Source organism: Micromonospora sp. NPDC050695 (genome assembly GCF_040654415.1).
Classification (GTDB): Bacteria; Actinomycetota; Actinomycetes; order Mycobacteriales; family Micromonosporaceae; genus Micromonospora.
On sequence record NZ_JBFAHZ010000087.1, the window covers coordinates 1 to 14471 of the forward strand.

Annotated in this window: 15 protein-coding genes; 8 read left to right on the forward strand and 7 right to left on the reverse strand. The window is 71.4% G+C overall.

Annotated features, from left to right (window positions below):
• Positions 1-117 precede the first annotated feature (117 nt).
• The 3 genes from AB0H52_RS30570 (at position 118) to dtd (ending at position 2763) form a co-directional block, all read left to right on the forward strand.
• A complete protein-coding gene (locus tag AB0H52_RS30570) occupies positions 118-711 on the forward strand; it encodes a HipA domain-containing protein (RefSeq protein ID WP_357951726.1) in 594 nt (197 codons plus the stop codon).
• A 145-nt stretch (positions 712-856) separates the two neighbouring features.
• The gene (locus AB0H52_RS30575) at positions 857-2341 is read left to right on the forward strand and encodes a methyltransferase (RefSeq protein WP_192580539.1); all 1485 of its coding nucleotides are present in this window, start codon (positions 857-859) and stop codon (positions 2339-2341) included.
• Positions 2341-2763 carry a D-aminoacyl-tRNA deacylase gene (gene dtd, locus AB0H52_RS30580; RefSeq protein WP_278123632.1) on the forward strand — a complete coding sequence of 141 codons (423 nt, stop codon included), beginning with the start codon at positions 2341-2343 and terminating at the stop codon, positions 2761-2763. The genes AB0H52_RS30575 and dtd overlap by 1 nt, the downstream gene beginning before the upstream one ends.
• A gap of 141 nt (positions 2764-2904) precedes the next feature.
• Here the strand turns inward: dtd and AB0H52_RS30585 are convergent, their stop codons facing one another.
• A complete protein-coding gene (locus AB0H52_RS30585; protein ID WP_151492667.1) occupies positions 2905-3693 on the reverse strand; it encodes a sporulation protein in 789 nt (262 codons plus the stop codon).
• A 243-nt stretch (positions 3694-3936) separates the two neighbouring features.
• Here AB0H52_RS30585 and sigB point away from each other — a divergent pair, with 243 nt between their 5' ends.
• Positions 3937-4941: an RNA polymerase sigma factor SigB gene (sigB, locus tag AB0H52_RS30590; protein ID WP_192580472.1), complete on the forward strand. Its 1005-nt coding sequence runs from the start codon at positions 3937-3939 to the stop codon at positions 4939-4941.
• 53 nt (positions 4942-4994) lie between these two features.
• Here the strand turns inward: sigB and AB0H52_RS30595 are convergent, their stop codons facing one another.
• From AB0H52_RS30595 to AB0H52_RS30605, 3 genes are read right to left on the reverse strand one after another with little or no spacing between them, the layout of a single operon-like run.
• Positions 4995-7550 (reverse strand): bifunctional GNAT family N-acetyltransferase/acetate--CoA ligase family protein, encoded by a 2556-nt coding sequence (locus AB0H52_RS30595; RefSeq protein ID WP_151492661.1) that lies wholly within the window; start codon positions 7548-7550, stop codon positions 4995-4997.
• Positions 7551-7575: 25 nt separating this feature from the next.
• On the reverse strand, positions 7576-8757 hold the full coding sequence (locus tag AB0H52_RS30600; protein WP_151492662.1) for an acetoin utilization protein AcuC: 1182 nt from the start codon (positions 8755-8757) through the stop codon (positions 7576-7578).
• Positions 8758-8805: 48 nt separating this feature from the next.
• Positions 8806-9666 carry a sulfurtransferase gene (locus AB0H52_RS30605; protein ID WP_151492663.1) on the reverse strand — a complete coding sequence of 287 codons (861 nt, stop codon included), beginning with the start codon at positions 9664-9666 and terminating at the stop codon, positions 8806-8808.
• Positions 9667-9766: 100 nt separating this feature from the next.
• Between AB0H52_RS30605 and AB0H52_RS30610 the strand changes: the two genes are divergently transcribed.
• Positions 9767-10456, forward strand: a complete 690-nt coding sequence (locus AB0H52_RS30610) for a metal-dependent transcriptional regulator (protein ID WP_151492664.1) — start codon at positions 9767-9769, stop codon at positions 10454-10456.
• A 20-nt stretch (positions 10457-10476) separates the two neighbouring features.
• Here the strand turns inward: AB0H52_RS30610 and AB0H52_RS30615 are convergent, their stop codons facing one another.
• Positions 10477-11025: a hypothetical protein gene (locus AB0H52_RS30615; RefSeq protein ID WP_357951729.1), complete on the reverse strand. Its 549-nt coding sequence runs from the start codon at positions 11023-11025 to the stop codon at positions 10477-10479.
• Positions 11026-11113: 88 nt separating this feature from the next.
• On the reverse strand, positions 11114-11368 hold the full coding sequence (locus AB0H52_RS30620; RefSeq protein WP_151492666.1) for a DUF5522 domain-containing protein: 255 nt from the start codon (positions 11366-11368) through the stop codon (positions 11114-11116).
• A 272-nt stretch (positions 11369-11640) separates the two neighbouring features.
• Here AB0H52_RS30620 and AB0H52_RS30625 point away from each other — a divergent pair, with 272 nt between their 5' ends.
• Complete coding sequence (locus tag AB0H52_RS30625; protein ID WP_357951732.1) at positions 11641-12444, forward strand: hypothetical protein; 804 nt, start codon at positions 11641-11643, stop codon at positions 12442-12444.
• Between the two features lie 92 nt (positions 12445-12536).
• Entirely contained in the window at positions 12537-13004 is a 468-nt protein-coding gene (locus AB0H52_RS30630) for a carbohydrate-binding protein (protein ID WP_357951736.1), read from the forward strand.
• Between the two features lie 243 nt (positions 13005-13247).
• On the opposite strand, the gene AB0H52_RS30635 is transcribed toward AB0H52_RS30630, so the two are convergent.
• On the reverse strand, positions 13248-13466 hold the full coding sequence (locus AB0H52_RS30635; protein WP_151491752.1) for a hypothetical protein: 219 nt from the start codon (positions 13464-13466) through the stop codon (positions 13248-13250).
• A 482-nt stretch (positions 13467-13948) separates the two neighbouring features.
• Here AB0H52_RS30635 and AB0H52_RS30640 point away from each other — a divergent pair.
• Positions 13949-14471 (forward strand): Scr1 family TA system antitoxin-like transcriptional regulator (locus AB0H52_RS30640; RefSeq protein ID WP_357951734.1); only part of this gene is annotated, 523 nt, incomplete at its 3' end.

Here is a 14471-nt window from a genome sequence, read left to right on the forward strand (position 1 = left end):
CCGCCCGGTAGCGGCCGCCACGCCACGCCGCACATCCCACGAGTCCATACAGAACCGCAGGTCAACCCAAGATCAACTTAAGCTACGTGGCATTGGGTCAAGGGTCTGCCTGACGGCTTGGTTCGCCCGACCGATCTCGTTTACGTCATCCAACGATTTGACCGCGCCCCTGGCGAACGCATCCACGTGGAGGACTTCGCCCAAGTCGCGGACGTCGAACCCATGTTCAAGTACAGCGAGTCGGGTGCCTCGTACGACAGTCTCGCCGCCGCGATTCGGCAACTGACCGGGGACGAGGGCTACCACGACTTCATCGCGCGTCTCGCTGCCCTGCTGATCGTGGGCAATACGGATGGGCATCTGAAGAACTGGGCGATCAGGTACGCGGACGGACGGACTCCGCGCCTCGCTCCGGTTTACGACTTCCACTCTTTATCGGTCTACTCCACCTACCGTTGGGCGCCGCTGGCGCTCAGCCTCGATGGGGAGACGGTACCAAGCGCTGTCACCGGCGATCACTTTCGGCGGCTCGCGGAGCGGGTTGGCGCGGACCCGGAGCAGACATTCGACACGGTGGCGCAGACCGTGGCACGGCTAGGTTCGGCGTGGAATCCGATCATGGCGGGCGAGGCCCTGTTGCGATTCGACGCGTTGGCGGACCACTACACGGAGCGGCTCAGCTCCCTGACGATCTGCAACTCAGACGGCTGATCCGCCTACGACCCAACCGTTCCCGGTGAACCGATGCACGCACAGCAGCTGGCTGCCGGGTCGATCATTCTCGGTTGGCAACGCTGGCGGCACAGATCTGCTGGGTGCCGCCGACCCAGGACGCACCGCAGGGCAGGATGGCGGGGTGGACGAACACGACATGCTGCTCTCCCCCGCCGGCGTCGACGCGCTGCGGACCGCGCTGACCCGGGCCGGGTTCACCAGCAACGGCATCGCCGAGCGGCTCGGCCCGCAGGCCACCGCCGCAGTCGCGCGCAACGATCACCGGGCCGCGCTGCGCGCCACCGAGGACCGCGATCCGCTCGGCACGCTGATCCGGGTGTTCATCTGCGACCAGGTCGAGCCCGAGGCGACGGTCGCCGCCGCCCTGGCGCCGCTGAGCCTCGACGAGGCGCTGGCCGGCGGGCTGGTCGAGAGGTACGGCGACGGTCTGCGCGCCGGCGTCGACCTCGAGCCGTACGGCGACGACTGGTGGACGCTCGCCGACGTGCCGGCCAGCGCCCGGCCGGGTCGCCCGCTGGGCGCCGAGCACGTGCTCGGCGTCGGCGGCGCCACCCAGACGCTGATCGGGGCGACCGTCCGCCGGCCGGTCGACACCGCACTGGACCTGGGCACCGGCTCCGGCGTCCAGGCCCTGCACCTGGCCACCCACGCCCGGACGGTGACCGCCACCGACCTGTCGGAGCGGGCCCTGCGCTTCGCCGCGACCACCGCCGCCCTCAACGGTCAGGACTGGGAACTGCTGCGCGGCGACATGGTCGCCCCGGTGGCCGGCCGGCGCTTCGACCTGGTGGTGAGCAACCCGCCGTTCGTGGTGGGGCCGGGCACCACCACGCACGTCTACCGCGACTCCGGCCGGGTCGGTGACGCGATCGGCGCGGAGCTGGCCGCCGCCGCGCCGGGCCTGCTCACCGAGGGCGGCACGATGCAGTACCTGGCGAACTGGGTGCACGTCGCCGGCGAGGAGTGGGACGAGCGGGTGGCCGGCTGGTTCGCCGGGACCGGCCTGGACGCCTGGGTGATCCAGCGCGAGGTGGCCGACCCCATGGCGTACGTCGACCTGTGGCTCACCGACGCCGCCGAGTCCGCCGATCCGCAGCGGATGGCCGCCTGGCTGGACTGGTTCGACGCGCACAAGGTGGAGGGGATCGGCTTCGGCATCGTGTCGCTGCGCCGGGCCGGGCACGCCGACCCGGTGGTCCGGGTGGAGGACCTGCGCCAGCGGGTGCAGCCGCCGCTGGGCGACCACGTCGCCGCCTGGTTCGACCGCCAGGACTTTCTGCGGGTACGCGACACCGACGGGTTGCTCGCCGAGCGCTACCGGGCCGCCGAGGGCCTCCAGCTGCGGCAGGAGGCGACCATGGGTGACGAGGGCTGGGCGGTGGACCGGCAGGTCCTCGCGATGCCGCACGGCCTGCGTTGGACCGAGGAGATCGACCCGCTGGTGCTGGCGCTGGTCGGCGGTGCCGACGGTCGACTGCCGCTGCGTGACCAGCTCGCCCTGCTCGCCGCGGCGCACGACGTCGAGCCCGACGAGATGGCCGAGGCGGCCGGCCCGATCGTCGCGCACCTCGTGGAGCGCGGCTTCATCGAGCCGGTGACCGCCTGATGCGCGCGGTGGTGCAGACCGTCGGGCGGGCCAGCGTGACCGTGGACGGCGAGGTGGTCGGCGCCATCGACGGCGGCCTGCTGGTGCTGCTCGGGGTGACCCACACCGACACCGCCCAGACCGCGCAGACGATGGCCCGCAAGGTGCACGAGCTGCGCATCCTGGACGGCGAGCGGTCCGCCGCCGACACCGGCGCGCCGATCCTCGTGGTCAGCCAGTTCACCCTCTACGGCGACGCCCGCAAGGGCCGCCGCCCGACCTGGACCGCAGCGGCCCCCGCCGAGGTCGCCGAACCCCTGGTGACAGCGGTGGTGGAGGCGCTGCGCACCCGCGGAGCGACAGTCCAGACCGGCCGCTTCCGCGCCCACATGCTGGTCGAAAGCATCAACCTAGGCCCCCAAACAATCCTCCTAGACCTCTAACCCCCCACCCCCCACCCCCCACCCCCACCCCCACCCCCACCCCGTCCATCCAGCGGTGATCAAGAGCTTTGCGTCATGTCGGGGCCGGATTTTGACGCAAAGCTCTTGATCACCGGGGGAGTCCCGGGGGGTGGGTGGGGGTTAGGAGAAGAGGCCTCGGCGGGACAGGGACTGGCGGAGCCAGGTGTCCAACTCTGCGGTCCAGTCGGTGCGGTCGGCGGTGGCGTGGTCGACCGTGAACCGGCCGAAGGCGTCCCGCCCCTCGGTGAAGACGCCGCCGCGCTTGTCGACCTCCAGGACCACCTGCATCTGCCGCTCGTCGGCGATGAAGGTGACCTCCAACTGGTTGATCGAGCGGGCGTACTGCGGCGCCGGGCCGAACTCGATCTCCTGGTAGAACGGCAACGTCTGCCGTACGCCGTAGATGTGACCACGCTCCACATCGGCGCGCGCGAACCGGAAACCGAGTCGTAACAACGCCTCCAGCAGCCGCTCCTGCGCCGGCAGCGGGTGCACCGACACCGCGTCCAGGTCACCCTTGTCGACCGCGCGGGCGACCTCCAGCTCGGTACGCAGCCCCATCGTCATGCCGTGCAGGTGCTGCCCGTACAGCTCGGTGACCGGCGTCTCCCACGGCACGTCGAAGCGGAACGGGAGGTCGTAGCGCTGCCCCGGCTCCAGCCGGAACGCGCCGGTGACCCGCTGGCGGTGGAACTCCTGGGTGGTGTCGTAGTCGTTGTCGCCACTCTCCACCTCGACCCGGGTGACCAGGCCGAGCGTGACGTGGTCGATGTCGACCTGGTGGTCACCGCCGAGCACCTGGATACGGCCCTCCAACTGCCCGCCGGGGCGGCAGTTCGGGTTGGCGAGCACCGTCTCGACCGACGGACCACCGACACCCATCGCCTTCATGAGCCGCTTGAAGACCACACCGTCCTCCATCTGCTGTCCCGCCGACCCGGGCTGGCCGACCGTCCGCAACGTAACCGGGCCGGGCAAGCAGCCAACGGGACGACACACCGCGGCAGCGATCGGACCGAAGTGCTGTCGGGTGCCCGATCGCCTCACTCCCGTTTCACGTCCCGCCCGCCAAGCTGTGTGTCACACCGGCACCACTGGGCCGGAGACGCGGCACAGACGTGGATACGGGGAGAGACAGAGATGGCCCTGCAGATGACGGAACACCGGACGCGCCCCACCACCAGCATCGACACCGACGGGGCCGTCGACGCCCTCGCCGACCTTGACGCCACCGATGAGCGCGGCATCTCCACCGACCTGGTCCGGGCGTACCTCAACGGGATCGGTCGGACGAAGCTGCTGACCGCCGCGCAGGAGGTCGACCTGGCCCGACGCGTCGAGGCCGGCCTGTTCGCCGACGAGAAACTCGCCACCTGCACCCCGGTCTCCGAAGAGCTGCGGGCCGACCTGGAGCTGATCGTCGCGGAGGGCCGCGCGGCCAAGGACCACCTGCTGGAGGCGAACCTGCGGCTGGTGGTCAGCATCGCCAAGCGCTACACCGGGCGCGGGATGGCCTTCCTCGACCTGATCCAGGAGGGCAACCTGGGGCTGATCCGGGCGGTGGAGAAGTTCGACTACGCCAAGGGCTACAAGTTCTCCACGTACGCCACCTGGTGGATCCGGCAGGCCATCACCCGCGCCATGGCCGACCAGGCCCGCACCATCCGCATCCCGGTGCACATGGTCGAGCAGGTCAACCGCATGGTCCGGGCCCGCCGCGAACTGGCGGTGACGCTGGGCCGTGAACCCACGGTCGCCGAGGTCGCCCGGGCTCTGGAGATCCCCGAGCTTCAGGTCATCGAGCTGATCTCCTACGACCGGGAGCCGGTCAGCCTGGACCAGGCCGTCGGCGACGACGGCGAGAGCGCGCTCGGCGACTTCGTGGCCGCGGTGGATCCGCGGACCGAGCCGGGCGACGCGGCCGCGCAGGGCGAGCTGCGCAACGAGGTGAGCATCGTGCTGGCCACCCTGTCCCAGCGGGAGCAGGCGGTCATCCGGCTCCGGTTCGGTCTCGACGACGGCCGGCAGCGCACCCTGGACGAGGTCGGTCGAGAGTTCGGCCTGTCCCGGGAGCGGATCCGGCAGATCGAGAAGGTGACGTTGCTGAAGCTGCGCGCGCCGGAGCGGGCCCAGCGTCTGGAGGCGTACGCCTGCTGACACACCGGCCCTTCGGGGAAGGCCCTGGCGGTTCGCCGGGGCCTTCCACCCGTTCAGAGGCGGCGGGGACCGGTGTCGGGGCGGGCGACCAACCCGCCGACCCGTACCTGGGCGTGCAGGACGGAGATGCCGTCCGGGCGGGCAAGCACCGGGTTGAGGGTCAGCGACCGCACCCGCGGCTGCTCGTCGGCGAGCCGCGCCACCCGCAGCAGCAGGTCGGCCAGGGCGGCCCGGTCGACCGGCACCGCACCCCGGTGCCCCCGCAGCAGCGGCGCCGCGCGGGGCTCGTCGACCAGCTCGGCGGCGTCGGTGTCGGTCAGCGGCACCGCCCGCCACGCCCGATCGCCGAGCAGCTCGGTGGCGACCCCGCCGAGACCGAAGCCGACCACCGGCCCGAACGCCGGATCTTCCACCAGCTCCACCACGCAGGCCACCCCGGGCGGGACCATCGGCTGGACCAGCACGTCCGCGCCGAACACGGCCGCCACCTCGGCGTACGCCCGGCGCAGCGTCAGCTCGTCGGGCAGGTCGAGCCGGACCGCGCCGAGATCGAGCCGATGCCGCAGCCCCGGGGCGGCAGCCTTGAGGGCGACCGGGAAACCCAGGCGCGCCGCCGCGTCGACCACGTCGTCGACCGAGTCGGCGGGCACCGACGCCACCGGTTCGATGCCGTACGCGGCCAGCAGCGCGCCGGGGTCGACGGTGTCGGCGCGTAGTGCGGCCTGCGCGGCGTCGGAGTCGACGCGGGGCAGCTCGGGCACCACGCCGGGCGGCCGGCGCAGCCACTCGGCGTACCGGTGCACCCGGGCGAGGGCACGCACCGCCTCCTCGACACCGCCGTACGCCGGCACCCCGGCCGGCAGCCGACCGACGAGGAACGTCGCCACGGTCGGCTTGCCCAGCGCCAGCGCGGCCGGCAGCGCGGCGGTGACGTCGGCGTCCACATCGGTGAGCTGGCCGGGCAGGGGCGGCGCGAACACCACCACCAGGGCGTCCACCCGGTCGTCGCCGGCCGTCTCGGCGAGGGCGGCGGCGAACTCGGCGGCGCCCGCGCTCGACCCCACGTCGCGCGGGTAGCCGGCGGCGACGGTGAGGCCCTGCCCGGCGCAGGCGGTGGCGGCCAGGCCGGTCAGCGCCGAGGAGTTGCCGACCACGCCGACCCGGCCGCCGGCCGGCAGCGGCTGGTTGGCCAGCAGCACCCCCACGTCGAGCAGCTCCGCCACGGTGTCCACCCGGATCACCCCGGACTGGGCGAACAGCGCGGCCACCGCCACCTCGTCCGGGCCGTCGGTGTCCCCCACCCCGACCGGGCGGGCCGGCGAGGCGAGCGCCACGACGGGCTTCGCCCGGCCGATCCGCCGGGCCAGTCGGGCGAACTTGCGGGGGTTCCCGAACGTCTCCAGGTACAGCATGATCACGTCGGTGCCCGGGTCGTCCTGCCAGTACTGGAGCAGGTCGTTGCCGGAGACGTCGGCCCGGTTGCCGGCCGAGACGAAGCTGGACAGCCCGAGGCCCCGCCGGTCGGCCTCGGCGAGCAGCGCCACCCCGAACGCGCCGGACTGGCTGAAGATGCCCACCCGGCCGGCCGGCGGCAGGGCCGGGGCGAGGGTGGCGTTGAGGCGTACCGTCGGATCGGTGTTGGCCACGCCGAGGCAGTTCGGGCCGACCACCCGCATGCCGGCGGCGTGCGCCGCGCGGACCAACGCCCGCTGCACCGCCGCACCCTCCGGACCGGCCTCGGCGAAGCCCGCCGAGATGACCACCAGACCGTGCACGCCCGCGGCGGCCGCGTCGGCGACCACCGCGGTCGCCGCCTCCGGCGGCACCGCCACCACCGCCAGGTCCATCGGCACCCCGGCGTCGACAGCCGAGGGGTACGCGGGCAGCCCTGCCACGGTCGGCGCGCTCGGATGCACCGGCACCACCGTGCCGGCGAAGCCGCCGTCGCGCAGGTGCCCGAGCACCGCCGCGCCGACGCCCTGACCGGTGGCGCTGGCACCGTAGACGGCGATGCCCCGCGGGGCGAGCAGCCGGGCGATCGAACGGGCCTCGGTGCGGTGCTCCCGGCCACGCTGCACCTCCAGCGTCGCCTCGGTCGGCGCGATCGGGAAGCTCAGGTGCACCACGCCGTCGGCGTACTCCCGTTGGACCTGGTAGCCGAAGTCGGCGAAGACCCGCAGCATCGTCCCGTTGGCCGGCAGCACCTCGGCCACGAAGCTCATGATGCCGTTGCGTCGGGCGGCGTCGGCCAGATGCTCCATCAGCACCGAACCGATGCCCCGGCCCTGATGGGCGTCCTCCACCACGAAGGCCACCTCGGCCTCCGGGGCCTGCGGACCGAGCCGCTCGTACCGGCCGACGGCGATGATCTGGTCGCCGGCCAGCACCACGAACGCCTCCCGGTCGCGGTGGTCGACGGTGACGAACCGGATCAGGTCCCGTTCGGGGATGCGCGGGTACGGCGAGAAGTAACGCAGGTAGCGGGTGCGCTCGGAGAACCGGCTGTGCATCGCCACGACGCCCGGCGCGTCGGCCGGGTCGATGGGTCGCAACTGGACGGTGCTGCCGTCTCTGAGCAGCACGTCCACCGGCTGGTCCACGGTCGTCACCGGCGTGGTCCTCCCCCGGCCCGGCTCAGTCCCGCGGGTCGTGCGGGTCGAGCCCGAGCAGCGGGAAGACCGTCTTGCGGGTGGCCGCGATGGCCCGGTCCACGGCGTTCGGCTCACCGGTCGGCTGCCACGGCTCGTACGACGGGTCGGCGTCGTCGGTCATCCGCAGCGGAATGTCCTGACCCGGACGGCGGGCGGCGGCCAGCGCCCGCCAGGCCGGCGGGGTCAGCGTCGCCGGGTCGATCGGGTCGCCGGTGGCCACCGCCAGCAGGTGACTCCAGGCGCGGGGCACGACCTCGACCAGCGCGTACCCGCCGCCGCCGGTGGCCACCCAGCGGCCGTCGCACAGCTCGTCGGCGAGCGCCCGCAGCGCCAGGTAGGTGGCCCGCTGCCCGTCCACCGTCAGGTTGAGGTCGGCCAGCGGGTCCAGTCGGTGCCCGTCCGCGCCGCACTGGCTGACCAGCACCTGCGGCCGGAACGCGCGCAGCACCGACGGCACGATCGCGTGGAACGCCCGCTGCCAGCCGGTGTCGTCGACGCCCGGCGGCAGTGGCATGTTCACGGCGGTGCCCTGCGCGCCCGGCCCACCGGTCTCGTCCGGGAAACCGGTGCCCGGGAACAGCGCGAGCGGTGTCTCGTGCAGGCTGACCGTGAGCACCCGGGGGTCGTCCCAGAAGATCTGCTGCACCCCGTCGCCGTGGTGCACGTCGACGTCCACGTACGCGACGCGTTCCGCGCCCAGGTCGAGCAGGCGGGCGATGGCCACCGCCGGATCGTTGTAGACGCAGAAGCCGGACGCCCGGGCAGGCATCGCGTGGTGCAGGCCGCCGGCCACGTTCACCGCCCGGCGGGCGTCACCGCGCCAGACCGCCTCGGCGGCGGCCACCGTCGCGCCGGCGATCAGCGCACTGGACTCGTGCATCCCGTCGAAGACCGGATTGTCGGAGGTGCCCAGCCCGTACCCCGCGAAGAGCGGGTCGCGCGGCGCGGCACGCACCGCGGCCAGGTAGGCCGGGTGATGCACGCGGGTGAGCAGGGCGTCGTCGGCGGGCTCCGGCTTGACCACGCGCACGCCTGGGCGGTCCAGGATGCCCAGGTCGCGGGCGAGCGCGACGGTCAGCTCCACCCGGACCGGGTCGAGCGGATGGTCACCCATGTCGTAGGCGAGCAGCGACTCGTCCCACACCACCACCGTGTCGTCGGACATGCGCCCATCGTCGCACGCGGACCGCCGCCGGCCCACCGCACGCGCTGGTCAGCGACCGGGTGTCGGGCCGGAGGCGACCGGCCGCGCCGGGTCGGCCACCCAGTTGCTCCACGATCCAACGTAGAGCGCCGCGTCCGGTCGGCCCGCCAGATGCAGCGCGAGCACCGCCTGCGCGGCGGTCACCCCGGAGCCGCAGTACGCCCCGACGGATCGTCCCTCGGTCACACCGGCGGCGGCGAACCGTTCCCGCAACACGTCGGCCGCCGGGAACCGCCCGTCCGGGCCGACGTACTCACCGGCCGGCAGGTTCGCCGCGCCGGGCACGTGACCGGCGACCGGGTCGATCGGCTCGACCTCGCCGGCGTAGCGGGGCGCGGCCCGCACGTCGAGCAGGACGGCGTCGTCTGCGGCGGCCAGCCGGGCGGCCTGCGCCGCGTCGAGCACCGGCAGGTCACCGGGGCGCACCTCGACGTCGCCAGGGACCGGATCGGGTGCCGTCGTCGAGACGGGTCGGCCGGCGGCCACCCAGGCCGGCCACCCACCGTGCAGCAGGCGCACCGGACGGTGCCCCGCCCAGCGCAGCGTCCACCAGGCCCGCGCGGCGGCCAGGCCGTCGCCGCCGTCGTACACGACGACGGAGTGACCGGCGCGGACACCGGCGGCCCGCAGCGTGGCCTGCAACGCGGCCGGGTCGGGCAGCGGATGCCGGCCGCCGGCGCCGGGCGGACCGCACAGCGCGGTGTCCAGGTCGATGAAGACCGCGCCGGGCAGGTGGCCGACGAGGTAGTCGTCACGGCCGGGCGGCCCGGTGAGCCGCCAGCGGACGTCGAGCAGGGTGGGCGGATCGGCGCGGTCGAGCTCGTCGACGAGCCGATCGACCTCGACCAGCGGCTCCTGGGTACCGGACATGGCGACCATCCAACACCATCCGTGCCGACGGCACGCGGTTCGGCGGCGGTCGCGGGCCATCCTGCGAGGTAGCATCGTGCACCGGAGGGCCGCTGACGTTATGAAGTCTCACGACCTGGTCGACACGACCGAAATGTACCTGCGCACCATCCTCGAGTTGGAGGAGGAAGGTGTGCCGCCGCTGCGTGCCCGCATCGCCGAGCGTCTGCGGCAGAGCGGCCCCACCGTGAGCCAGACCGTCGCCCGGATGGAGCGCGACGGCCTGCTCACCGTCGAGGGTGACCGGCATCTCACGCTCACCGCGCTGGGCCGCGGCACCGCGGTCTCCGTGATGCGCAAGCACCGCCTCGCCGAGTTGCTGCTGGTCAACGTCATCGGCATGCCCTACGAGGAGGCCCACGAGGAGGCCTGCCGCTGGGAGCACGTGATGAGCGACGCCGTGGAGAAGCGGGTGTACGACCTGCTCAACCGGCCGACCCGCTCCCCGTACGGCAACCCCATCCCGGGGCTGGAGGAGCTGGGCTCGCCCGAGGCGGAGACCACCGACGCCGGCGACGGCGAGCGCAACCTGGCCTTCCCCGGCCTGTCCGGGCCGGTCGTCGTCCGTCGGATCTGCGAGAGCGTGCAGACCGACGCCGGCGTGCTGCGCCAGCTGCACGCCGCGGGTGTCGACCCGGGCGCCACGGTGACGGTCGCCCAGGAACGCGACGGGGTGTCGATCGACCGCTCCGGTGACCGGGTCCGGCTGCCCCGCGAGGTCGCCTCCCGGGTCTTCGTCGCCGCCAACTGACCGACGTCGGCCCCCGGGCGTCACAGCGCCCGGGTGTCCACCTTCTTCGCCAACGCGACCAGGTCACCGGTCAACTTCTCGGCCGCCGCCCGCTCGCTACCACGGGCGCCGGTCCAGCTCAGCGTGGCCATCCGGCCGTCGGCGGCGAGCCAGCCCACCTCGGCGACCGGCCCGTGCCCGCTCGCCTCCACGGTGGTCCGCCGGTACGCCTGCTGACCCAGCCCGCTGACCTTCGCCGCCTTGTCGGGCACCACGTCCGCGCCGAAGGTGGCCTTGTCGATCGTGGTCTCGGTCACGCTCAGCGTCAGCTCCGGCAGCGCCGCGCCCTCGGTCCGGACCACGCAGGTGTGCGAGTCGTCGCGGTCGCTGGCCGCCGCCACGTCGAAGCGCACCTTGACCGCCTGCTCGATCACGGTGAAGTCGAGCAGCCGGCAGGCACCGCCCGAGGAGGCGGCCGCCACGTCCAGGGCAACCGGTGCCGGTGGTGGCACCGCCACCGGTGCCGACTCGGCGGCACAACCGCTCACCAGTAGGCCCGCCAGCCCAGCGACCACTATCCGCCCGCGCACGCTCCACCCTCTCGCCGACCGACGGCGGAAGGCGCCCGCCGGATGTCCGTCGGAAACCGTACGGGGTGTCCGGGTCAGGCGGAAGGTCTCATTCTGAGGGTGGATCATCCACGTACGGGCAGTGCCGGCAGCCGCGTCCGCAACACGTGCCGCGGCGGGCCAGGAAGCCGGCGCTGAACACGAACAGACCCGTCGCCGGGTCGGGGTAGCCAGCCTCTCCGGCGGCCAGCGCGGCACCGTGCGCGGCGAGGATCCGGGCCCGGTCGGGATGTGCCGACACCAGCCGGGACGGGTGCGGCTCGGTGAGCGGCCGGTCGGCCAAGAGTCGTCGCTCTCCGCTCACCGCAGCAGTCTAACTAGACACCTGAATGATCGCCAGAAGGCTGCACTCTTCTACGTATCCGCCGGAACCGGCATGACTATCCTATAATCGACTATCCGGTCATAGCTCGATCTTGCGAATACCCGCCCGAACCCCGCTGGCGCCATCGGGATCGGCGCTACTCGCCGTGGCCGCGGAAGCGGCCGGCAAGATCTCACGCCCGGGCGCGTGAACCGGCTTTCGCGAGTCTCCGTTGTATCAGCACACGAACGGCCATCCCTCCTGGAGAAGAAATGTCGCATCCTTATCCGCTTGCTGGGCACCCGGAGCAAGAACATTCGATCGAATGGGAGGATCAGCTCCCGACAGTGCCTGAATGGCCGTGCAAATGGCCGACATTTGTAAGTGAAGCAAAATTTTTTGGCGACAGGATGATCGCGCTCCGGGGCCAAGCAGAGGGACTTAAGGCGAGTGATCGAAATTCCTTCAGAGAGGCAATCATCGAGCCTCCGAAAAATCTTTCTAGCGAAGATCTAAAAGAAGTGGCCGAAGTGACTGCCTTGGCCCTCAGGATCAAGAGAACAGGAGATAGATACATCACCTCCGATTGGGGAAAGGCCGACAGGCTCACACAAGTCGCTGCGGAATTGGCCGTAGCGGCAGAGATGCTCGATTTCGGGGTAATCAAGAAGGCTCGCTACACGCCTGATCTTATTGCCGCAACTCGCCAGAGAACCCTACGCGAGACGCAGAAGAAAACGGGAAGCTTTTTCTCACCTAGATACGACATGACACCAGCACTCGAAAGCATGAGGCAAAGCCTCGAATTCATCGACACTGTGGCAAATCGGCAACAACACGCCGCAGTTCCGCGGGCTGCGGCACCGCAAGCCGCGAACCAGCGAGCCGTCGGCGAGGCGCAACGAGCCGCGGCTCAAGCCGCACATATGGTTTCGCCGCTCGTTGCGGAAATCGCGAATTCAAGCGCCCCCGCACAGGCCGGGACTCGCGCATCCTCTACAGCCACGTCGTCGACGACGGCAACGCGGCCAGCATCGGCGCCTTCACCCGGCACCAGCCGCCGTCCTAGGAGCTGACCTTCGACATCCAGACCGACAACCAGGACCAGCTGCTGCTGGACTGGCTGGCGAGCCGCCGCGAGCACGGCCCGAAGGCGCAGTGGCCGGCCCTGCCGGACGGCACCGTCCGCGTACAGGCCGAGGAGTACTCGCGCGACGGCAAGGACGTCGGCTACCACGACGCCGAGGACGACAACAGGGGCGGGGCGCAGCGCACGTACGAGGGCGTCGACATCTGCGACCAGAACGGCGCGATCGACGTGTGCTGGATCCGGGACGGCGAGTGGATGACGTACACCCTGGAGGTGCCGAAGACCGGCACCTACGAGGTGGCGGCCCGGGTCTCGTCGCCGTACAGCCCGGCGGGGCGGTTCACGCTCTCGGTCGACGGGTCCCGGACGACCGGGCCGGTCGATGTGAAGACCACGACCCCGCACGACGCGTTCATGCTCCAGCCGCTGCCGGAGACGCTGCACCTGACGCGGGGCACCTACGAGTTCGTGGTCACCGTGGATCCGGCCGCCTACCAGAACTTCAACATCGACTACGTCGAGTTCCGGTACGCCGGCAAGCGCTGAGCCCTCCGGCCCAGCCATCGTCAAGATCACTTGATGCTGAGTAGTCGAATCGGCTCCCCCACAACTACTCAGCATCAAGTGATCGAGGCGGCCTCCTGCGGCTTGAGATCTCCTCCAGGTGCTGCCGCTGGTGCTGGCGCACCATCTCGTCCCAGACATCCTGGTCGTAGTCCGGGTCGGGCGGGATCCATCGGTGTGAGTTGTCGCTGTAGTGGAACCGCTCGTCGCCCCGCCTGATCAGACTCACCGGACCCAGCCCAGGAAGCGCCGGTGCAGCAGCCCGGCGGGCACCCAGGTCAGATCCTCGGCCGCCCAGACCAGGTAGGACCCCATGTAGAGGGCCAACGACACGGGTGCGCCATCAAACTCGGCGCGCAGCTCGCTGCGCCGGGTCCGGCAGGGCCAGGGCGCGTCGCAGCCGCCGCAGGTCCACACCGGAAGGACCGGGCCATGGGTGGTCACCGCAGGCCATCCAGAAAACGCCGGGTGGCGACCCGGGCGTGCCAGCGAGCCGCCCATTCCGCCTGATAACAGGGGTACGGAGACAGTCGCGCCCACCACCAGCGACAGCCCGCGCAGAGCCCGTCGACGCCGGGCAGGTGCACGGACAAGATTCGTCCGACCTGATCCTCGATCACTCCTGTTCCTCCCCTGGCCAGTGGCCTCGCCGAATCGGGATGCGATGCCGGACTCGGCACGGCAGGTCGGCCCCACATCGGCAGACCCGCCGCCACCGCCGCCACGACCAGACCGGCCGGTGCCGCCGAGCCAGGGTCAGCGCCACCGCCAGCAGGTAGTCGTCGTACGGCACGTGGGATCCCATAAGGCTCCAAAAATGGACTCCTGTTTTGGAGGTACAACTCAGGCTAGAGTTGGACTCCTGAATTGGGAACCTCTTCGCGGCGTGTCGCGATGACCGGCTACGGCCGGGCCATAATCAGCCAGTGGTGAACCCGACGATCCAGCGGCGGCGTCTCGGACTTGCCCTCAAGCGGGCTCGTGAAGGTGCAGGCAAGACGCAAGACGAAGCGGCTGCTGTCATCGACGCAGCAGCGAGCAAGATCAGCAGAGTCGAACTTGGACAGTCCGGCATCAAGCTCACCGACCTGAACCTGCTACTCGATCTCTACGGGGTCCGGGGCGATGACGCCGAGCCGCTACGCGACCTTGCACGAGCAGGGCGACAACGCGGGCGCTGGAGCACCTACCGAAACGCCGTGCCCGACTGGTTCCGCCAGTACCTAGACCTCGAAGGTGACGCGTCAGAGATTCGCTGGTACCAGCCAGAGGTCATCCCCGGAGTCCTTCAGGTCGAGCCCTACATCCGCGCCATGAACGCGATCGCCCACCCACGCCCACCCGCCGATGAGGTCGACCGGCAGGTTGCCGTGCGCATGGAACGGCAGTCGATTCTGCGGCAGGACGACGGGCCCGACCTGAGCTTCATCCTCAGCGAGTCGGCGCTGC

What these genes read in the sequence shown, in the direction of transcription:
- AB0H52_RS30605 (WP_151492663.1), bottom strand. Translation starts at nt 9,666, where the DNA reads ATGTCCGGTACCCAGGAGCCGCTGGTCGAGGTCGATCGGCTCGTCGAC.
- sigB (WP_192580472.1), top strand. Translation starts at nt 3,937, where the DNA reads ATGACGGAACACCGGACGCGCCCCACCACCAGCATCGACACCGACGGG.
- AB0H52_RS30625 (WP_357951732.1), top strand. Translation starts at nt 11,641, where the DNA reads ATGTCGCATCCTTATCCGCTTGCTGGGCACCCGGAGCAAGAACATTCG.
- AB0H52_RS30600 (WP_151492662.1), bottom strand. Translation starts at nt 8,757, where the DNA reads ATGTCCGACGACACGGTGGTGGTGTGGGACGAGTCGCTGCTCGCCTAC.
- dtd (WP_278123632.1), top strand. Translation starts at nt 2,341, where the DNA reads ATGCGCGCGGTGGTGCAGACCGTCGGGCGGGCCAGCGTGACCGTGGAC.
- AB0H52_RS30610 (WP_151492664.1), top strand. Translation starts at nt 9,767, where the DNA reads ATGAAGTCTCACGACCTGGTCGACACGACCGAAATGTACCTGCGCACC.